This is a genomic window from Lysinibacillus sp. 10T31, assembly GCF_056394365.1.
Map to the genome: position 1 here is coordinate 1 of NZ_JBFTHS010000042.1, position 19719 is coordinate 19719.

Genomic DNA, 19719 nt, shown 5'->3' on the forward strand with positions numbered 1-19719 from the left:
TTAAGCAAACAAATTTCGAAGAAGTATCACCAGAAGAACTAACAGAATCATTAAACTATATCAACAACCGACCAAGAAAATGTCTTGGTTGGAAAACTGCAAACRAGGCTTTTAATGAGCAATTGTTGCACTTAATTTGACAAATCATCACTTAAATAAGATGCTGTTAAAGCTAACCCTGCAATTACAAGACCTTTTCTTCGTTTTGCCATTATTAATCCCTCCCCAAAATATAGAATATGGCACTATATTTTTTCTTTACCCTATTTTTAAAGGGCTAAACATAATTTTTATATACATTACAGCAAAAGTGAGAACTCATCTATAAACTTTCGCCTCCATTATTAAAAATAAAATTCAGAGTAAGTCTGAATTTTCTTAGATAAGTACGAAGAACAAGAAGCATTCCAAGACAGGGAAGAGTTAAGGAACTTGCACGTACTTGCTATAAAATAAAAGCAAAAAAATAGTGCTTTAAAAGAATAGACACGGGTATGATACAGCAGCAGCTTCGGGCTATTTGGTATGGAAATACAAGGTGTAACAGCCATATTCGCCGTGATTTTGAAACAATTATTAACCCTTTTAAAAGAAAAAGGCCAACTCTTGTTCAATATCATGAGCAAGAATTGGTCTTTTTGTTTTTGCAAAAAAACGGTATGTTTTTTCAGCCTCGTAATATACAGACAGCATCTTTTAAAGTCGCCAAACAATATTAAAAGGAGTTAATTCATTTTTGATATCCTGAACTAAGAACCATGTTGTAATTACATTCTACTTAGATTAAATGAACAAACACAAAAGGATTCTGATATTATACGGAAATTCGGAAAGGAATTCTTATAGGATGTTAACTTAAAATCATCGCCTCCATGCGAAAACGGCTAACTGACCTGCATCGTGCCGCTGACACTACGCTTTCGCGCAAAAAACATCTGCCGCTGCCGCTACGTTAGCACTGCGCTTTCGCGCAAAAAACATCTGCAGGCCTAAGCACAAAGCCGATTCCGGACGCCATTATTTTAAAGGAACTCCTAGTCCTAAGGCAGAAGCGATAGACACAATAGAGCTAATAACACCTAGTATACTAGTTAATTTCTCTAATGGTTTTTTAGCTTTCTCTTTATCGCCATTTTCTATATGAGTTTGAAGGAGTTCAAAATTAGCTTCTGCAATCTCCCGTTGTTCTTCTGCTAGGTGTTGAATTTCATCGTGAAGCTGTTGTAAAGCATTGATAATGTCATTAGGCAAGCTAGCTATCCCTTGATTGAGTGTACCATTGTTTTCAATAGTTATATTACCTTTGTTTTCTCCGAAAGTTAAACCACCATATTTACTAGAATCACCCATATAACCATCTCCTAAGATAATAGTAATTTTCCCAAGCTTTGATACTTTCTCTAATAATTGATCGGAATTTTCTTCGGCTAAAATATCGATAATTTCTCTTAAACTCTCAGGTTTATTTTGTTTACTTAACCCGACATTTTCCGTTTTGTTATTAATTTTTTTTTTGAAAAACTTTGTCTGAAATCATCACTTAATTCGATTATTGGTATAGCGTTTAATGGATCAAAACAATTTTCTGTACCACAATACTTGCAAGAAACGGAATCAATATTTTCAAGTTCAGATTTATTGGCAGTTAATATACTTCTACTACATTCCTCGCAATGAAATTCTAATTTTATAACGAGTGCTTCTTTTTTTTCTAGTTCAGATAATGTATCAATAACTACTCCAAGAGGTAAGTTAGTTATTTTTGCAATATAACTATGGTAAAATTTTTCAATCTTACTGATAGCAATTGCCTCAAGTGCATTATCTATTTTTTGAGAAATTTCCCATGGCTTTAAATTGCTCAATACTTTTACCTCGCAGAATAAATTTGGTAAATCAATTTTTCTCTAATATAATCCAATACAGGTTCAGACGCAAATACATTGAACTTAAAAGTCTTTGTATTGACGCCGATTCGAATAGAATATTCTTGTTTCACTCCATCAACACTATGTTCAAATAATATGGATCCTTTTTGTTTGGATAGATAAGGTTCTAAATAATTGTATAATGGTAAACCTCTTAGTTCTCTAATACTACCTAATCCTATTGTTTCAAGACCACTTAAAAGTAACAACGTAAAAGGTGTTGTTTCTAAAATGCCGGTAATATCTTCGCTATTTAAATTTTGCTCTAGAACTGATAATTCGCCATTAGTATAGTATTCGTCAATTGCAGAAAGTATACTCACGATTGATTGACCCTGTGTTTCTTCAAATGTATTTACTGATCCTGCTGGTCTTCCTGTAGCATCAATAAGCCTTCCTTGAAGAGTATCAGCTAAAGACTCAAGAGTACCTCCATATTTCTCTAACAAATCATGTTGTTTGAATTCATATTCATCATCGACTATTTTAGTTAACCAAGCAATAATTTTTTTGGCAACAGCTGAACTTGCTCGTACTTCAATTATTCCCTTGTCTTCATCAATATAAACTGTTGTAATTTCATGCTTAATGTATTCTCTTCGGTTAGCTAAAAAGTAATCAACATTAACACCAGTTCTATGAATAAATCTTAAATAATATGCTTGAGAACCTTCGATTTCAGCAGCAGCAATAATGGTAGGATCAGTAGGAACATTTTTGCTATTTGGTGTAACTACTGTTTCGAAAGGGTTTAATGGCATTTTATCAATTATACTTTGTTTAAATCCTGTTAAATCAGATTTATTTGTTACCTGGTACCAAGCTAAAGAAACTGCTCCAGAGAAAATATTATTGCTTATCATTTTAAGAACATCGCCTTCAATATGCTCAAATGAGTCCCAAACTCTACTTGCTAATTCATTTACATTGCCGGTTGTTTCTAAAGTCATTTTATTACAAATCTCTTTGAGATGAGTTTTGCTTAATTTATGCAAGTCTTGGGGGAAAATTAAAGATTTAATTGTATTCATTTAACACCCTCCAGAATTATATTCTGTGTTCGATGAAATTATGTCGTTTTATTAATAAATATAATATTATATGTATTGCATACCCATAAAATAACATAAAAGTGTTGATTGACATGGAAGTATGAATGAATTGGAACTTATATGTGTCTAAATGAATAAAGATTAGTATAGGTCTTTATTTCTATTTATTGTTAAGATTTTTAAAAGAAATAACTACTACTGATTAGAGAGAAGTGAGATTTTAGGTATCATCTTCATTCTTTTTTTTTGCTTCCACAATAGCAGGTGCTTTTAATTAAGTGCTCATTAAATAGGGCAGGGATATTGATAAAAACAGCTTTCCTCTTATTGATAGGAGTTCTTATTCTGGTATAATTAACTGCGAGAGAGGATGATCTTTATGAGCAAAAATATCGTTGTTATAACAGGGGCTGGCAGTGGTTTAGGTGCAGCACTTGCTAAAAAATATTCGTCTTTAGGCAATCACATTTGTTTACTCGGTCGAAGAAAATCAAAGCTTGAGAATACGGCTAAAACTTTAACAAATGGCTATTCTATTTATGAGGTCGATGTTACTTCGAAACAAATGGTCGCTGAAGTAATTAATTCTATACAAGAGGAATTCGGATCAATACAATTACTATTTAATAATGCTGGTGTTGGCTATTTTGATAAAGCTGAAAACTTGAATGAGGATTCAGTTCATCAAATGATTGATATTAACCTAAAAGGTACAATTTTTTGCACACAAGAAGTGCTAAAAGGTATGAAAGAACTAAATGAAGGAACAATCGTCAATATTGTTTCTACAGCTGGTCTAGAAGGAAAAGTAACGGAATCTGTTTATTGTGCTAGTAAATTTGGTGTACGAGGATTTACGGAGAGTCTAGCACTAGAATTAAGCGAAACTTCTATTCATGTATGTGCTGTATACATGGGTGGTATGAGTACAGAATTTTGGGACGGGATATTTACTGAGGAAAAAACAAAGACATTAATGGATCCTAATGATATCGCGGATATTATTATGGAAAATATTAAACCAAGAAAAGCGTTAGCTGTAACTGAGGTTGTTATTAAAAATAAACGATAACGAAAAGGGTATGGCCCACTGCAATTAATGTTGAGCCTGGTTATTTTCTATTTCGATAATATTACTAATTTACAGTAAAAGTCGTGAAACGTAATCCATATTTCGATGAAAATTGAAATAACTATCTTGTACTATGAAAATTGAAAGTACGGATAGGAGGAGAGAAAATGACTCAAATTGCTAAAACAGAAATGATTAATCCAAAAATTCTATACTACGGGACACCTGTGATATTATTAACTACACGAAATGAAGATGACACAGTAAATATTAGCCCTCTTTCATCATCATGGGTGTTAGGGGATTGTATTATTTTAGGAATTGGACTTGGGGGAAAGGCTATTGAAAATTTAGAACGACATCCTGAATGTGTCATTAATGTTCCAGATTCTTCATTATGGGGGAATGTAGAAAAATTAGCTCCTTTTACAGGGAAAAACCCCGTTCCTGAATATAAGAGAGCGAATGGATTTACATTTGAAAAAGAAAAATATGAAATTAGTAATTTAACGCCAACCGAGTCTAAATCAGTAAAGCCTACAAGAATTGCAGAGTGTCCCATTCAACTTGAGGCAAAAGTAAAACATATTCGAATTCCTGATTATGCTCCCTTTTTTGCCATTGTTGAGACACAAGTAATACATGTACATGCTCATAAGGAAATTATAGTTGAAAATAATTATATTGATCCAAATAAATGGAGCCCACTTATTTATAATTTCCGCCATTATTTTGGACTTGGACATCAGCTGGGGAAAGCTTTTAGGGCAGAAATTTAATTTGCTATCTATAACAAAGATCAGTTCTCTTTTTTAGAATGGGAATTTGGTCTTTTTGTGTGTATTAAGATTCTAAGTTACAAAACTGTCATATTGAGATGTTTTTAGTCATCTAAAACGATGGTTGTGCTATTAATTCCTTGTTATAGTTAAATTAAGGAATTTTCATAACCTTGTACCTAGCTTAAAGGAGAAATGAAAGTGAAACCATCATTAAAAATCTATACGTTTATAATTGCAATGATTGTTGCCTTTTATAGTTTAACGCCAACAATTGTAAATGCAGACTCAAATGAAAAAATTCAAAAGATTGATCAATTTGTTAAAGAGCAAAAGGAGATTAGTAAAATTCCAGGAATATCGTTAGTAATTGTAGAGAAGGGGAAAACGGTTTATGAAAAAGGTTTTGGATACGCTGATGTTAAGTCAAAAACACCTGTTACCTCAAATACATTATTTGAACTAGGATCTACATCGAAAGCATTCACGGGACTAGCCATTCTAAAATTGGAAAGGGAAGGCTTACTCAAACGCTCTGATGATGTCCAAAAGTATATCCCGTGGTTAAAGTTAAAATATAAAGGGGAGCCCCAGGCAATTACTATTAATCAGTTACTGTATCATACAAGTGGCATAGCTACTAGCACTATTTCTAATATCCCTAAAAGTAACGAACCGAATGCTCTTGAGTTGACTGTCAAACAATTGCTTGGTCAGCCTTTAAATAGACAACCAGGAAGTTCATATGAATATGCAACACTCAATTACGATGTGTTGGGTCTTATTATTGAAAAGGTTTCAAAACAACCCTTTGATATGTATATCAAACAGCATATATTAGAGCCGATTAATATGAAAGATTCATTTGTTGGGCTTCATCAAGTTCAATCTAATGAGATGGCGTCAGGCTATAAAATAGGACTTATGAAAGAGCAGGATTACACACCGCCTATCTACCGTGGAAATGTGCCTGCTGGATATATTATAAGTAACACAAATGATATAGCAAAATGGTTAAAGCTACAGTTAGGCAATAGTCAAATTTATTCGATTGATCAAAAAATTATTCAAGAATCACATACCCCAGATCAATCTGTAGAACCTTTCGATAAGGATACATACTACGCGAGTGGATGGGGAGTTATAGAAAGAAACAAAAAACAATATTTATCTCATGCCGGTGCAAATCCTACATTTACCTCTTATTTTATTATGCAGCCTGATGAACAATTAGGGGTGGCCATATTATCCAATTTGAACTCGAGCTATACAACTGAGATAGGTCAAGGTGTGATGGATATATGGGAAGGGAAAAATGTGGATACTGTTAATGCTGATAACCTTCAGAAGTTGGATAAAACTGTCTCGCTTCTATGTGTTATTGTTGTAGGCCTTGGGATGTTTTTAAGTATTCTATTGCTAACAACCTTGAAGAAAATTGCTAAAAAACAACGAGTTAAAGTAGCTTTAAATATGAAAAGGACTTTTTTATTAGTCATTCACTCTTTAAGTGTTGCAATAATTTTTGCACTTATCACTATGTCCCCAAAAATTTTATTAGGGGGATCAAATTGGGAGTTTATTAAAGTATGGGGTCCAACTTCAATCACTTTGTTATTTAATAGTGTTATAGTGTCAGGTGTGATTTATTGTTTATTGGGATTAATGAAGATATTAACCATAAAGAAATAAAAATGTAGAGATTTGATTATTTTATGAAAAACATGGTAATATGAAAATAACTTTAGGTGAAAGGGGAGAATCCAAATGAAAAAAAGATCATTACGTTTTTTAAGTATGGGTATTGGGTTCTCAACTGCTGTTTTTTTCTAAAATTAAGTTTATAGGGACGAGTCTGCCCTTTTTTAGAAAAATAAATAAAAACCTAGAGGAGATTAACCATGAAAAATGAAATAACACGTAAAAATCCAATCCAAGTACCTAGCCCTGTTGGCAATTACAGCCATCTTACAATAATTCCTAAGGATGCAACAATATACGCATTATCTGGACAAATTGGAGTTGGGGTAAAAGGTAAATTGCCATCATCACTAACAGAGCAGGTTAAGAATACATTAAAAAATATTCAATTAATATTGGAGGCAGAGGGACTTAACGCAGACAATGTGGTGAAAGCCAATATTTGGGCAACTGAAGAAATAGATTGGGATGATTTCTATCAACAGTGGGAAACGATGTTTGGAAATCCTTATCCTTCTATGACGATAGCTTATATTACTGCTTTAGGACTCCCTGATATTAAATTGGAAATAGATATTTGGGCTGCTAAATAAGCTGAGTAACCGACAAAATCTTAAATGATCTTGTCGGTTTTTTTATAAATCAAATTTTAGGGTATATGATAAGAAAAAAAGGGTCACTTTCCTAAGAAAAGTGACCAAAAAATAAAAATTTAGTGATGGGGGTGTGTTTCTTGCCCGTTGTATGAGCAAGCTGGAAGCGAATTAGGTACATTACTATATTATGAAGAATAAAAGCTTTCTGCTAGGTGTTCGCCATTTTCTAAAATTATAGTATTTCTGCTCAGTGGCGTTCCTTAGAACTTTTAGAAGCTTTGAGCAATGAAGGTACTGTCCAATAAGTACCCATGCGCCACAACCATTCTAATGGTCCAAATTTAAAGAATGTAAGCCAAATCTTGCTAAAAAGTAATTGAAAAATGTAAATGCCTATGCAAATCCAAAGAGATTGGATAAAACGAATATTGCCAATAAGGTCAAAGGCATTGCCAATTAGTAAGATTAGCGCTGTTTGTCCTAAATAATTTGTTAATGCCATTCGGCCATAGTCTTTTAATGGTGAAAACAAAACTTGGCATAAAGGAAGTTGCAGTAAGAGTATTAATAATCCTACATAAAATGCCGATACAAATGGGCTAAATTGGAGCCCGATTAATGAAAATTTTTCAATGTTTGTTACATGTTCTGTAAATTCATCTTTTGTCATATTGTCAATGTTCGCCATTGCCTCTGGGACATAATGCCATTGATACAGTAAGCCACCTATGCTGATAAAGAACATAATAACTGTAAAGATTAATATGCTTTTACGATTATCATTGATCTTTTCAAAAATTCGATACTGCCCTGCTGCTAATCCTAGTAAAATAAGTGGAAACGGCATAGCAATTTTGATGCCATAATAAGCTGTTACCGCTAAAAGGATAATCCCTACAGTTACGTTTATTTCTTTTCGAACTTTATAAAATGGTAACGCAAATAGCCCAAAAATGGCATAGACGGTTAATGCTTCTCCAGGTTGGAAATAAAAATGTACAAGCCCGATTAACAATAAAATAATCATTCTTCTAATAAATAAAAGATTGGCATTATTATTTTTAGCCATTGCTCGGGAAATAAAGATATAAAATCCTACACCGAATAAAAATGAAAAAATCGAGAAAAACTTTCCTTCCACAAAAAGTAATAAAAATCTATTGTATGCAATATCTATAGATGTTTCTGGTGGATTAATCCACATTAAGGCTGGAATATTTACTAAAATAATTCCTAATAAAGCAAATCCCCTTAAATAATCTAATGTATCAATTCGTTTGTTTAATTCAATTGGTTGCATGTTATCTCCTCCTCACTTACAAAGTATAAGGATATTATCCATAAAGTAGTAACGATGAATGTTACGCCAGTCTTACAAAATCGTCATATAACATTAATCATTTTCTTGATACAGAGATAGGATATCTTTTGCCTGCTGTCGTAAAATATTGATTAATTCTTTTGGTTCTACAATTTGAGCATGCATACCAAGTCGATTGAAGAGGGGACTAATAAAATTTAGTTCACCTTTGTCTATAATGGAATCAATATAACCTGTACCATCTTCTTTTATGACGACTAAATCTTCAAGGTTTGGTTCGCTTTTGCATTGTCGTACACCTTCCCTTGATAATAGAACTTGTATTCGAATGGGTTGTTTAATCTCATAGGTGCTGCCAAACCACTCTGCCAAATTAATAAATTCCTCTTTGTTTTCTTCACTATCTACGATGGAAAGAATACGATCTACACGAAACAGTAGTATTTTTTGTTTAGTGAAATCAAATGCAGGCATATACCATAATCCATCGTGAGCATAAACACCAATAGGGTGAATATATTTCGTTGTTGTACCTGATTTGGATTCATATTGAATATGTAGATTTTCGTTTTCAATAGCTGCCTCTAAAACAGCTTACAATAAAGGTGTTTCAATCGCTCGTTTAGGATTCCAGAACGCAATGTAGGATTGAAGTTTATCCACTTTTCGCTTCGCTTCCTCCTGAAGCGAGCTATAAAGCTTATGAGAAGCGGATTTAATCTCCGTATTAAAAGGTAAATCACGGTAATAATGCAATGATTGAAACGCAAAGAAAATCGAAACAGCCTCATCTTCTGTAAATAAAATAGGGGGAAGAAGTCTGCTCGTAAGGACTGTATAGCCACCGTTTCGTCCTTGTTCTGCGTAAATAGGCAAGCCCATATCACTTAAATCTAAAATATATCGATGAACCGTGCGAATCGATATATTGAATTCATCAGCAATTTCCTGCGCAGTAAATTTCTTTTTAGCACTAACAAACAGAAGGATATCTAATAATCGTTTTGCTTTTGACATTTTCTCACCTTATTTCATTTAATCATGCCAGTAGTTGTCATGTTTTGTGTATAGTATAAATATTGTTCATGAGTTTTACAAAAAGAAAAGGAGATGACGTTATGTCACGAGAAATCATTTTATATATTGCGACTAGTTTGGATGGATTTATTGCGAAAGAAAATGATGATTTACAATGGCTAGAAGAAGCAGAAGGCGAAGGGGATGCTGGCTATTCTGACATGTATCAATCCATTGATACCATTATTATGGGTAAAAGAACGTATGATTGGGTTGTAGACCATATTGAGTCTTTTCCATATCCCGATAAGAAATGTTATGTATTCACAACATCACAAAGTGGTAAAAACGAACATGTTGAGTTTGTGAATGAAGATGTAGTAGCGTTTACGAAAAAATTAAGGGAACAGGAAGGGTCTAAAATTTGGATGGTTGGCGGAGCAGGAATTCTCGATGCTTTCATGAAGGAAGAGTTAATAGATGAATTAATTATTACGATTACGCCGCATCTTTTAGGCTCAGGAATTCCATTGTTTAAGGATAATAATCCATATCAAGATTTAAAGTTAATAAATACCCAACGCTATGGGCAAATGGTGCAAATGCATTATAAGGTGAAAAAAGAGGCTTGATGATCAGCCTCTTTTTCTGTTATTAGTAAAGCGAATGGTAGATTTCACCCATAATACCCTTCATTTGATGCGTACCTGTATCAGTATTAGTCATCATAACAATCCCTTGTTCGAGATGTGGATAGGCTACTAGCATACATTGAAACCCAACACCCCAGCCAAGAGAGGAAAATTCGAGCTTTTCGTCCGTGCCATCTAGAAATACGCCAAGGCCAGTCCATTCCTGACATCCCTGTGGACTGAACAGTTCATTTACTTGTCTTGTAGTAATGCCGATTTTACTTTGTCCTTTAACAACTTTCATTACATCCAGTAATAGTTTTGTTAAATCGCTAGGTGTAGTCCATATACCACAAGCTGCAATATAAGGGTAAATAGAATATTTCCCTGGAATTAAAGCTCCATTTTGATCATGGCCACATGCGAAATTATCCAAATTTGATGTTGAAAGAGAGGTAGAAAATGTACTGTTTGTCATGCTCAATGGCTTAAAAATAAATGTGTCCATGAGGTGAGAAAACGGTTTTTGAGTTATATCTTCTATTAATAATTGAATAAGACAAAAGCCTGCATCAGAATAGTGAAATTCACTTTCAGGTTCATAAGTCATTTCAATAGAAGTAGGGCAATAAGTGGTTTTTCCATTCAATATTTCTATCATGGATGGCATTTCCTTGAATGATTCTATGGGCATAAAACTGCCTTCAGGGTCCACAATCCCAGATTGATGGCATAGTAAGTTGCGCAATGTAACTTTTTTATGCTTTGTCAATGGACTGTCAGGAACCTTCCATGAAACTAGTTTTTTATTAACATCTTCATCTAAGTCTACGATCCCTTGGTCCACCAATTTTATCACTAAAATGCTTGTTAGAAACTTACTGATCGAACAAGCGTTGAAAATGGAGTGCTCATTAATTTTTTTATCGGTACCTGCCTTCAGAACACCAAAAGTATCTGTCTTACTGATTTTTCCCTTTTCGATAGCTACAAGACTTAAACCTGTTATATGGTAATGCTCCATGCGTTCACGAATGTTTATCATCTACTTAGCTCCTAATTTTTTCTTAATTATAACAGAATGGTGAAACGTATGTTTGTGTTTTGATTTTATTTAAAGGCTTTTTTCTCAAAGATTGTTGTTATCGAACTAACTAGGTAGTTTAGTGCAGGAAATTAATTGGTTTTTTAGGTAAAATATAGATGAATTTTGTTTGGGGTTTTTCAACTGTAGGAGGAGCTGAATTATGAAGTTAATGAAAATAGGATATACAGGATTATTCATAAGTGTTTTATTAACAGGATGTACGAAGGAAGAAACTAAAATTGAAGAAGTAAAACCGGAAGAAACTAAAATTGAAGTAGTAAAGCCGGAAGAAACTAAAGTCAACAACGCGAAGGTGTGGAAGGACATTTCAACTCCTGAAGGCTTTAACGATTATGGGATCGAACCAACTTTAGAAGCTTGGATTGCCTATCACGCTGAAGATATTACTAAAACAACCGACGTGAACGAATATTATCCGAAGGCAGATCGACTCACTTCGGAAATGAAATATTTTCAGGTTCAAGGCGACGACCTTCAAAAGGACTTTGAAAATCTGAATGTGCTTCAAATTTGGATGGGACATCTTGTTTATGTTTTATCGAAACAAGACACGTTAGAGCCTGATAGGGCAAAGTTCAATGACGACTTAAAAAAGTCTTTTAAGTATTTCACTGAATTACTACATGATCTCGACATTGTAATAAATTACGATGGAAATGGCGAAACATTCGGGCTCACACACCAATTAGACGGGAACAAGGTTAAAGAATTGGAAACGTACCTCTATGTAAATTAACGAGTTTTGAGGTCATTTCAAAGGCTGTGTTATTTTCAAGGTCTATGTCTCTATATAAACGATTTAACATAAATTCATTTTAGTATTTATTAAGAGGTTTTATTTGAAGGAGGATTTACTGAAACTAAAAAGACAAAGAGCAAGTTAACCTACAAAATGTGTAGAATCAACTTGCTCTTTATGTTTTAACAGCAACAATCTATACGAAAACAGCTTATTTTAATAACCGTGCGTGTACAATCATAGATGGACTATCTTTTGTAAAGTCATTTTTGTTCCATGAACCTAATATGTGTAACACTTCGAACCCATTTTGTTCTAATAGCCTCTTCATTTCCATTGGATATGTATAGCGAAGTCGAATTGAATCTTCGAAAGACGCGTATTCTAGCTTATTTATAGAACGGCAAGTTAAGATTTGTGTGATAGGGTCATATTCCTCACGATGTTGAATGGTTATTTTTTCACCTTTGCTATTGACTGAACTTTCTTCGTATTCATCCACATTAGCCAGTTCACTTAGAAGTGCATTTCTCGTATCGAATACGAATTCACCACCTGGATGTAAGTGCTTTTTGACAGATTGCAATAAAGCATTTTGGCTTTCATTACTTAAAAAATGTTGAAATGCATTTCCTGTCATATAGACAAAATTTGATGTGATTGGTAATTGAAGCTGCGTGCAATCTTGCACAGTAAAATGCACGTGTACATTCTGTTTTTTCGCTTTTTCAATTGCTAATTGAAGCATGCCTTCATGGATATCTACTGCATAAACTTCAAATCCTTGCTTGGCTAGCGGAATAGCTAATCGACCTGTGCCACAGGCTAATTCAATTATCGTACCGCTATTCTTCTTGAGTAAATTTTCAATAAAATGTAAATCCACGTTATAATTTTCATAAAGTACATCATATTCAATAGGGTTTTTATATTTCTCTAAATTTCCACTAAACTCATTTTGATACATACAATCTAACTCCTTCAGCTTTATTTTCATTTGTGTGAATATTGTATAATAAATCAAATATTCACACAAATTAGATTTACACCATAAATGTGGGGTTGATTTCCGTTCCGGCTAGGGCGCTTTCCTGGGGGGATCGTTATTTTGAGAAAATCGGCTAGCCTAATTTTTATAACAAATTTGGCATGTATAGTGACAAGTTATTGGTTATAACAATAAAAGAAAATTATTTTAAAAAGCGTATCCAAAATCAATGGATACGCTTCTTACGTGTATTTTCTATGCATTTTTCTTCGTTTTCGTTGCTCGTTTTCTCGTTGCTGGCTTTTTCGTTTTCTCTAAGGAAGCTTGAAGTGCTGTCATTAAGTCCGTCACGTTATCAGGTACTGGACGTTTATCACTAGTTGAAATTGTATTCGTAGCTTTTTTCTCCTCTATAAGCTCCATTAATGCATTGCGATAGTCGTCTGTATATTTTTCAGGATTGAATTCGGTTGTTAATTGATCGACTAGCATCAGTGCGGTTTCTAGCTCTTTTGGAACAATGTTTTGTTCACTTGGAATACTTGGAACATCAGCAACACTTCTTACTTCATCTGGATAATGAATCGTTTCCATTACTAATGCATTTTGATAAACACGGACAATTGCTAATTGCTCTTTTGAACGGATAATAATTTTGGCCACACCTATTTTTCCAGATTGTTCTAGTGTTTGACGTAATAAGGCATAAGCCTTTCCGCCAGTCGAATCAGGGGATAAAAAATAAGTTCGTTCAAAATAAATAGGATCGATTTCAGTTAATTTTACAAAATCAATGATTTCAACGGCCTTATCTTCATTTTCCTTCCGCAAGTTCTCTAACTCTTCTGGATCCAATACGACAAACTTATTTTTTGCATATTCATAAGCCTTCACAATGTCCTCATCTTTTACTTCTTGGTTACAGCCTTCACAAACTTTTTTATAACTAATAGGTGTATGACATTCTTTATGAAGCTGTCGCAATTTAATGTCTTTATTTTCTGTTGCGGCATGAAGTTTTACCGGTATATTGACAAGACCAAATGAGATACTGCCTTTCCAAACTGTATGCATTTGTATCACCTCGTTTCTCTTACTATGATATATTTTGCTTATTTTTATGTATCTTAAAATGAAATCGTCAAAAACTGAAGGTAAAAAGCAAAGTAGGTATTCAAATGAAACCAATGCTATTAACAGAAGTGCTTGAAACGCCTTTTGGTGAGGAGTGGATGTACGAGACAAAATATGATGGATTTAGATGTATGTTAGTTTGGGACGAACAGCCAATGTTAATAAGCAGAAATGGCAATAACTTAACGCACCTGTTTCCAGAGATACTCGATTTTTGTAAAAGTATATTTAATAAAGTTAAAAAGTATTTACCATTAACATTTGATGGTGAGTTAGTTTATTTAACGAATAACTTCAATAGTGATTTTTCACTTGTCCAAAAAAGAGGGCGGATGCAAAACAAAGAAGTTATTGCTACTCATGCAAAAGATTTTCCTTGTCATTATATTGCATTTGATTTACTGAGCTATAAAGGGGAGTCGCTGACAAATAAATATTTAAAAACACGCAAACAGCAACTCTCAAAGCTTTTTACAACTTTAAAGCTCCCGGCGACTGTCAATTATGAGGATCCATGTCCTTTGCAAGTGATTAGCTGTGTGGAGCATAGTGAGCATCTTTGGCATGCTATTAAAGTTTACAATGGAGAGGGAATGGTTGCAAAGAAGAAAACGAGTAAATGGATAGGAGATACACGCTCGACACATTGGTTAAAAATAAAGAATTGGAGATATGTAACGGTCATAGTGACGAAGTATGATCATGGAAATGGTTATTTTCATGGCAGTATTTATCAACAGGGAGAGCTAGTTGAAGTAGTTATTTTTAAACATGGAATGTCAGAGGAAGAGCGGAAAACACTCATTGCTTTTTTTCAAGCAAATGGACAGAGGAATAATGAAACATGGGAGCTGGAGCCATCCATTTGTCTTGATATTGCCTGTATTGATTTTGATGGAAGCAAATGTCGAGAGCCGCGTTTCCATGCATTCCGACTGGAGATGTTGCCAGAGGAATGTCATTGGCAGCATATGCAACGTCAACTGTATCCTATTCCAGATACTGTTCAGATTACGCATCCTGATAAGCCTGTTTGGCCAGAAATCGGTATTACGAAGGATGGTTATTTGCACTATTTGCAAATGATTTCTCCGTATTTGCTCCCCTTTTTACGAGACCGACCGCTTACGTTAATTCGATTTCCTCATGGAGTGCCCGGTGAAAGCTTTTATCAAAAAAGTAGTCCCGAGAAAATACCTGAATTTGTTGCAACAGGATGGATGGACGATATTCATTATCTAGTATGTAACAATCTTGAAGCATTATTGTGGTTAGGCAATCAGCTTGCCTTAGAGCTACACATACCATTTCAAACGTTGCAAACAGAGTGTCCGACTGAGATTGTCTTCGATCTAGATCCTCCTTCCGTTGAACAATTTTCACTTGCTGTTACTGGAGCCATGGATTTAAAGGGAATTATCGACTATTTTAAGTTACAATCTTTTGTTAAAACGTCGGGAGGTAAAGGATTACAGCTTTATATACCGTTACCTGAAAATGCTTTTACTTATGAAGAGGTGCGAATATTTACTGAATTTGTCTGTCGTTTTTTATGTGAGCAAAAACCGGGATTGTATACAATCGAGCGTTTAAAGAAGAATAGACATCAAAAATTATATTTAGATTATGTGCAGCATGCAGAAGGTAAGACGATTATTGCTCCATATTCAACTCGTGGGAATGAAAAGGGCTTAGTGGCAACGCCATTATATTGGGAGGAGGTTAATGAACATTTAACACCAGACCTCTTTACAATTCCTGCTGTATTGGAGAGAATGAAAAAAGTGAGCAACCCATTTAAAAATTTCCGTCAAGTAGGGGAAAGTCAGGATTTTCAATCAGCTTTAGAGCGTTTAAAAGAGCAGTGATGTGCCGATCAGAAAATAAAATGGTTTCAGATAGGAGCAAAACTTCGATAAGAGGCAAAAAGCATTGGCTTCAGTGTCGATGCTTATGCTTATTATATTGCTGTGAAAATTTTAAAAATATCAAATTAAATACCATTTTATGAGAGATGTACAACATGTGCATGTTAATTCCTTGTATGTTAAATCAGAAATAAATGTTAAATTACTAATAAGGCTATATTGATCTTCAGTTGTATTTGAAGAAGGTGCATATTTCTTTTTTGTTACATCGACTTTATTATTTCTGTTCGTTAGCGAAGATTAATAAGAAAGGTGAGATAAGTCTTATGGTTTATCATGCAAAAACAGATATTAATTTAACAATAATTATATTTTTTTTGGTATGGATATTCGGGGCTATAGCACTACTTCCGTTCATCACATCTTTTTTAACTGTTATTATTATGTCAACGGCCATTATTGTTTCAGTAGCTTTTATTTGGTGGTACGCAAATTCTATTAAGTTTGTTTTCTGTGAAAATTATCTTTTAGTAAAAGGTGGGCCATTCAAAAGTAAGATTCCGTATCAAAGTATAACAAGGGTTTCTCCAACGACAGATAAGTATAGCGGTTATCTAATTTCATCATCTGATAAGGGTCTTGAAATATTTTATAAAAAAGCAGCTTACGGTAGTATAAAAATTTTGCCAGAAGATAAAAGGCAGTTTATTTTAGAGTTAAAAAAACGATGTCCTAATGCACAAATCCCGCAGAATCAACAATTCGAGTAATTGGTTAAATTTATTTTATCAGTAATTCTTTACTTTTATATTCTGATTGATAGGGAAGGAGCAGGATTTTCAATCTGTCTTGGATCATATAAATGAATGAAAGAGAGGGCCAAATTACTACGCCCTCTCTTTTTATTTGGTTGACAATGCTCTTAGTCGTTCTATATTTTGCTGGTAAATCTCAGGTGAACGCCAATCTTTATAGATTTCAGGAATTTCTATATCCTCATTTTGGTTGCTCTTTTCTGCAATAGCAGTTAGTTCAGATATATAGTTGATTATTTTTGAGATATCTTCTTTTGTACCTGTTGGACCATGACCGGGTACTGCAACGTTAATTTCTAGTCGTTCAACATTTTTTAAAATATTGCTCCATTTCACAGAATCAGACTCTTCAAAAAACGTTGGGTGACAATTCACAAACAATAAATCACCCATAAATATTACTTTCTCATCAGGGATATAAAGCATTGCATCACAAAAGGAATGGCCTCCTCCTAAGGTGAAAAGCTTTGCACAGCGTTTCGTTCCTTGTAAGGTTATTTCATTGTTAAACGTTTGGTTCGGTAATACTAATTCCAAAGTTGATAATGATTCTTTTAATTCATTTAGAGAATTTATTTGGTGTTGTATAGTGGGATCGTTGGTTAGATTTATCTGGTCTTTTAAAGATTGAATATAGTCTTTTAAACCTTGAATATCATTTTTCTGTTTACTGAATCTTGAGGGATGAACGTCTCTTATTTTTGAGTATGTAATTTGGCTGGAAATAATAATTGTGTCTTTAAATGTTTGGTTGCCTCGAATATGGTCGCCATGAAAATGACTGTTAACAACCCATGTAACAGTACGGTTTGTTATTTTTTCAGCAATGAGCCTTAAGTCTTCAGATGCTTGTTGTGTGTTAAATGTATCAAAAACAATAACTTTATCACCTAGATCCACAAAACCTGCATTTGCCACAGCTCCACCACCTTCTTTGGCTATTGCTGCATAAATATCTTTACCAATTTGTTCTAGTTGAAAGTGTTTACTACAAAACGCATCGTTCATTTATCTCACCTCTATCTATTTTCTTATCTATATTTTTTATTCGATAATGGTTAAAACAATACCTTTTAGATATTAATAAAAAGATTTAAAGGACCTACATCTGTATACGTATTCGCCTTGCCATTTAATGTATGGTGTTTTTATATGGTAAAATATGAGAAGCTTTTATATTGAGGCAGTCTATTCTTATTTATCAGGGGGAGGGTGGAAAGCTTACTCTAGTTTTGCATCTTTAAAGCTCGTGGTAAGCAAACCAAGAATAAACGCAAATGTAGTCCAATTCAGTATCAAGAAAAGATGTCTACATAGAGTGATAGAGTTTACATTTGAAAGGCAGGAGATTCAGATGGAAGAAAAGCAGGACATCACATTCCCAACTAAAGATGGTGTATTCAATATGAGGGTGGGCGCAATAATTATCCACGATGGTAAAGTGTTGATGGTTAAAAATAATCGTGACCCATACTACTACTCCGTTGGGGGAAGAGTGAAATTACAGGAATCTTTAGAAGAAGCCATCATCCGCGAATGCTTTGAAGAAACTAAAGTGCATTTTGAAGTTGATCGTTTAGTATTTATTCATGAAAACTTTTTTCCTGTACAAAGTGGTACATATGGAGAAACGCAATTTCATGAAATATCATTCTTTTATTTAATGAAATCAAATGAAGTCGAAGTTATGTGTGAAAGCTACACCAGTGATGGTATTGAAGAAAGGTTAGAATGGTTACCTATTTCGAATCTTCAGGAAACCTTTCTATTCCCAGAGTTCTTTAAATCAGAACTCACTTGCTTGCCTGCTGAAATCAAACATTTCGTAACCGTTGAAGAAAAAAGAACATAAAAGAAAACAGAGAGGATTTCTCCTCTCCTGTTTACATCACTGCCGATGCTTTAAATTTTAGAATTCTCTTTCTCTAAATAATCCAGAATCCCCATAGCTGAAACAATTGTATCGAAGGGAATTGTTTGATAAACTGGATGATTTTCTGCGATGCCATTTTCCTGTAAGTAGTTATACAAAAGCTCCTTTAAGCGACCATCTAAAAACTGTACTTGTTCTTTAAAATCACTAGATACCGTTAAAGCTTTTCTCCCTTCAGCTAGAAATAGCGGTGTCCAGTAACGCACTTGTCTGTAAGCTTCAGATGGATTTTTATATGCACCGAAGTGACCGAAATACAATTCTGTAGCATTTAACTTTTCATAAAGTTGGATAGATTGCTCCATTGTATTTGGGTCATACTGATTCGGTGAAGTGGAGGGAATAATTAAATCAATTGCTTCGCTCTCCATTTCTGGATAACGTACACCAGTTGTATCTCCTACAAACAATCCATTCGTAGCAGAATAAAGCATGGATACATGATGCTTTGCATGACCTTCTGTATGATAAAACGTTAGCTGATGTTGACCTAAAGATAGTACTTCCTCATGTCCAATTTCTATAATACGTTCAACATCGATAGGTAAAATCGGATCAAATAGACGATCGAACTCCGCCCCGTAAACACTCTTTGCACTTGCGATTAGACGACTAGGATCTACCATATGAGATACACCTCTTGGATGAACTACAAATGTAGCATTTGGACAGCTTTGTAAAAACAAGCCTGCACCTCCAGCGTGATCTAAATGGATATGCGTAACAATTACATATTGAATATCCTCTAGATCAATATGTAACTCATCTAAACCCTCTATTATATATGGCATAGAAGGACTAGCAGAAGTCTCGATTAATGTAATTTTTTCATCGATAAGCAAATAAGAGCTAGTACGCTGTTCCCGATTTAAATCGTGTGTATCAATACAATAAAAGTTTGGTGCAAGTTGTTGGACTCTCCCCATTTTAAATATCCCCCTTTGTTGTTGAGTGCAAAATATTCTCTAATACGTAATTTTTATCTACAAGAAGTAGTGATTATACTTTATAATAATGGAAAAATATACTGAATGTC

At 34.0% G+C, this 19719-nt stretch carries 18 protein-coding genes and 3 pseudogenes; 11 read left to right on the plus strand and 10 right to left on the minus strand.

Annotation, left to right across the window (positions count from 1 at the left end; all coding sequences use genetic code 11):
* Both AC1DCY_RS20285 and AC1DCY_RS20290 read left to right on the plus strand, forming a co-directional pair.
* Positions 1–140 (plus strand): annotated as a pseudogene (locus AC1DCY_RS20285) (IS30 family transposase); the annotation flags it as partial.
* A 256-nt stretch (positions 141–396) separates the two neighbouring features.
* Positions 397–597, plus strand: a pseudogene (locus tag AC1DCY_RS20290) (IS5/IS1182 family transposase); the annotation flags it as partial.
* Between the two features lie 420 nt (positions 598–1017).
* Here the strand turns inward: AC1DCY_RS20290 and AC1DCY_RS20295 are convergent.
* The 3 genes from AC1DCY_RS20295 to AC1DCY_RS20305 form a co-directional block, all read right to left on the minus strand.
* Positions 1018–1350 carry a hypothetical protein gene (locus AC1DCY_RS20295; protein ID WP_477353129.1) on the minus strand — a complete coding sequence of 111 codons (333 nt, stop codon included), beginning with the start codon at positions 1348–1350 and terminating at the stop codon, positions 1018–1020.
* A gap of 125 nt (positions 1351–1475) precedes the next feature.
* Positions 1476–1865 carry a hypothetical protein gene (locus AC1DCY_RS20300; RefSeq protein WP_477353130.1) on the minus strand — a complete coding sequence of 130 codons (390 nt, stop codon included), beginning with the start codon at positions 1863–1865 and terminating at the stop codon, positions 1476–1478.
* A 5-nt stretch (positions 1866–1870) separates the two neighbouring features.
* Positions 1871–2959 (minus strand): hypothetical protein, encoded by a 1089-nt coding sequence (locus AC1DCY_RS20305; protein ID WP_477353132.1) that lies wholly within the window; start codon positions 2957–2959, stop codon positions 1871–1873.
* Positions 2960–3359: 400 nt separating this feature from the next.
* On the opposite strand from AC1DCY_RS20305, the gene AC1DCY_RS20310 reads away from it, so the two are divergent.
* From AC1DCY_RS20310 to AC1DCY_RS20325, 4 genes are all read left to right on the plus strand, one after another.
* Positions 3360–4052 (plus strand): SDR family oxidoreductase, encoded by a 693-nt coding sequence (locus AC1DCY_RS20310; protein WP_477353134.1) that lies wholly within the window; start codon positions 3360–3362, stop codon positions 4050–4052.
* Between the two features lie 167 nt (positions 4053–4219).
* Entirely contained in the window at positions 4220–4831 is a 612-nt protein-coding gene (locus AC1DCY_RS20315) for a flavin reductase family protein (protein WP_477353136.1), read from the plus strand.
* 195 nt (positions 4832–5026) lie between these two features.
* The gene (locus AC1DCY_RS20320) at positions 5027–6523 is read left to right on the plus strand and encodes a serine hydrolase domain-containing protein (protein ID WP_477353138.1); all 1497 of its coding nucleotides are present in this window, start codon (positions 5027–5029) and stop codon (positions 6521–6523) included.
* 209 nt (positions 6524–6732) lie between these two features.
* On the plus strand, positions 6733–7125 hold the full coding sequence (locus tag AC1DCY_RS20325; RefSeq protein ID WP_477353140.1) for a RidA family protein: 393 nt from the start codon (positions 6733–6735) through the stop codon (positions 7123–7125).
* Between the two features lie 250 nt (positions 7126–7375).
* Here the strand turns inward: AC1DCY_RS20325 and AC1DCY_RS20330 are convergent, their stop codons facing one another.
* Together AC1DCY_RS20330 and AC1DCY_RS20335 are read right to left on the minus strand one after the other, a co-directional pair.
* Positions 7376–8428, minus strand: a complete 1053-nt coding sequence (locus AC1DCY_RS20330) for a DUF418 domain-containing protein (RefSeq protein WP_477353142.1) — start codon at positions 8426–8428, stop codon at positions 7376–7378.
* Between the two features lie 93 nt (positions 8429–8521).
* Positions 8522–9466, minus strand: a pseudogene (locus AC1DCY_RS20335) (helix-turn-helix transcriptional regulator).
* 101 nt (positions 9467–9567) lie between these two features.
* Between AC1DCY_RS20335 and AC1DCY_RS20340 the strand changes: the two are divergent.
* Complete coding sequence (locus AC1DCY_RS20340) at positions 9568–10098, plus strand: dihydrofolate reductase family protein (RefSeq protein ID WP_477353144.1); 531 nt, start codon at positions 9568–9570, stop codon at positions 10096–10098.
* A 22-nt stretch (positions 10099–10120) separates the two neighbouring features.
* Here the strand turns inward: AC1DCY_RS20340 and AC1DCY_RS20345 are convergent, their stop codons facing one another.
* A complete protein-coding gene (locus AC1DCY_RS20345; protein ID WP_477353145.1) occupies positions 10121–11143 on the minus strand; it encodes a serine hydrolase domain-containing protein in 1023 nt (340 codons plus the stop codon).
* Between the two features lie 202 nt (positions 11144–11345).
* Here AC1DCY_RS20345 and AC1DCY_RS20350 point away from each other — a divergent pair, with 202 nt between their 5' ends.
* Positions 11346–11942, plus strand: a complete 597-nt coding sequence (locus tag AC1DCY_RS20350; RefSeq protein ID WP_477353147.1) for a hypothetical protein — start codon at positions 11346–11348, stop codon at positions 11940–11942.
* 214 nt (positions 11943–12156) lie between these two features.
* Here AC1DCY_RS20350 and AC1DCY_RS20355 read toward each other — a convergent pair whose 3' ends face one another.
* Together AC1DCY_RS20355 and ku are read right to left on the minus strand one after the other, a co-directional pair.
* Entirely contained in the window at positions 12157–12912 is a 756-nt protein-coding gene (locus AC1DCY_RS20355; protein WP_477353149.1) for a class I SAM-dependent methyltransferase, read from the minus strand.
* A 276-nt stretch (positions 12913–13188) separates the two neighbouring features.
* A complete protein-coding gene (ku, locus tag AC1DCY_RS20360) occupies positions 13189–14007 on the minus strand; it encodes a non-homologous end joining protein Ku (protein WP_477353151.1) in 819 nt (272 codons plus the stop codon).
* 104 nt (positions 14008–14111) lie between these two features.
* Between ku and AC1DCY_RS20365 the strand changes: the two genes are divergently transcribed.
* Together AC1DCY_RS20365 and AC1DCY_RS20370 are read left to right on the plus strand one after the other, a co-directional pair.
* Complete coding sequence (locus AC1DCY_RS20365) at positions 14112–15935, plus strand: DNA ligase D (protein ID WP_477353153.1); 1824 nt, start codon at positions 14112–14114, stop codon at positions 15933–15935.
* Positions 15936–16261: 326 nt separating this feature from the next.
* Positions 16262–16705 (plus strand): PH domain-containing protein, encoded by a 444-nt coding sequence (locus AC1DCY_RS20370; RefSeq protein WP_477353155.1) that lies wholly within the window; start codon positions 16262–16264, stop codon positions 16703–16705.
* A gap of 132 nt (positions 16706–16837) precedes the next feature.
* On the opposite strand, the gene AC1DCY_RS20375 is transcribed toward AC1DCY_RS20370, so the two are convergent.
* On the minus strand, positions 16838–17758 hold the full coding sequence (locus AC1DCY_RS20375; protein WP_477353157.1) for an MBL fold metallo-hydrolase: 921 nt from the start codon (positions 17756–17758) through the stop codon (positions 16838–16840).
* A gap of 346 nt (positions 17759–18104) precedes the next feature.
* Between AC1DCY_RS20375 and AC1DCY_RS20380 the strand changes: the two genes are divergently transcribed.
* On the plus strand, positions 18105–18602 hold the full coding sequence (locus AC1DCY_RS20380; RefSeq protein WP_477353159.1) for an NUDIX hydrolase: 498 nt from the start codon (positions 18105–18107) through the stop codon (positions 18600–18602).
* Between the two features lie 50 nt (positions 18603–18652).
* Here the strand turns inward: AC1DCY_RS20380 and AC1DCY_RS20385 are convergent, their stop codons facing one another.
* Complete coding sequence (locus tag AC1DCY_RS20385) at positions 18653–19609, minus strand: MBL fold metallo-hydrolase (protein WP_477353161.1); 957 nt, start codon at positions 19607–19609, stop codon at positions 18653–18655.
* Between the last annotated feature and the right edge of the window lie 110 nt (positions 19610–19719).

What these genes read in the sequence shown, in the direction of transcription:
- AC1DCY_RS20295 (WP_477353129.1), bottom strand. Translation starts at nt 1,350, where the DNA reads ATGGGTGATTCTAGTAAATATGGTGGTTTAACTTTCGGAGAAAACAAA.
- AC1DCY_RS20305 (WP_477353132.1), bottom strand. Translation starts at nt 2,959, where the DNA reads ATGAATACAATTAAATCTTTAATTTTCCCCCAAGACTTGCATAAATTA.
- AC1DCY_RS20310 (WP_477353134.1), top strand. Translation starts at nt 3,360, where the DNA reads ATGAGCAAAAATATCGTTGTTATAACAGGGGCTGGCAGTGGTTTAGGT.
- AC1DCY_RS20315 (WP_477353136.1), top strand. Translation starts at nt 4,220, where the DNA reads ATGACTCAAATTGCTAAAACAGAAATGATTAATCCAAAAATTCTATAC.
- AC1DCY_RS20320 (WP_477353138.1), top strand. Translation starts at nt 5,027, where the DNA reads ATGAAAGTGAAACCATCATTAAAAATCTATACGTTTATAATTGCAATG.
- AC1DCY_RS20325 (WP_477353140.1), top strand. Translation starts at nt 6,733, where the DNA reads ATGAAAAATGAAATAACACGTAAAAATCCAATCCAAGTACCTAGCCCT.
- AC1DCY_RS20330 (WP_477353142.1), bottom strand. Translation starts at nt 8,428, where the DNA reads ATGCAACCAATTGAATTAAACAAACGAATTGATACATTAGATTATTTA.
- AC1DCY_RS20340 (WP_477353144.1), top strand. Translation starts at nt 9,568, where the DNA reads ATGTCACGAGAAATCATTTTATATATTGCGACTAGTTTGGATGGATTT.
- AC1DCY_RS20345 (WP_477353145.1), bottom strand. Translation starts at nt 11,143, where the DNA reads ATGATAAACATTCGTGAACGCATGGAGCATTACCATATAACAGGTTTA.
- AC1DCY_RS20350 (WP_477353147.1), top strand. Translation starts at nt 11,346, where the DNA reads ATGAAGTTAATGAAAATAGGATATACAGGATTATTCATAAGTGTTTTA.
- AC1DCY_RS20355 (WP_477353149.1), bottom strand. Translation starts at nt 12,912, where the DNA reads ATGTATCAAAATGAGTTTAGTGGAAATTTAGAGAAATATAAAAACCCT.
- ku (WP_477353151.1), bottom strand. Translation starts at nt 14,007, where the DNA reads ATGCATACAGTTTGGAAAGGCAGTATCTCATTTGGTCTTGTCAATATA.
- AC1DCY_RS20365 (WP_477353153.1), top strand. Translation starts at nt 14,112, where the DNA reads ATGAAACCAATGCTATTAACAGAAGTGCTTGAAACGCCTTTTGGTGAG.
- AC1DCY_RS20370 (WP_477353155.1), top strand. Translation starts at nt 16,262, where the DNA reads ATGGTTTATCATGCAAAAACAGATATTAATTTAACAATAATTATATTT.
- AC1DCY_RS20375 (WP_477353157.1), bottom strand. Translation starts at nt 17,758, where the DNA reads ATGAACGATGCGTTTTGTAGTAAACACTTTCAACTAGAACAAATTGGT.
- AC1DCY_RS20380 (WP_477353159.1), top strand. Translation starts at nt 18,105, where the DNA reads ATGGAAGAAAAGCAGGACATCACATTCCCAACTAAAGATGGTGTATTC.
- AC1DCY_RS20385 (WP_477353161.1), bottom strand. Translation starts at nt 19,609, where the DNA reads ATGGGGAGAGTCCAACAACTTGCACCAAACTTTTATTGTATTGATACA.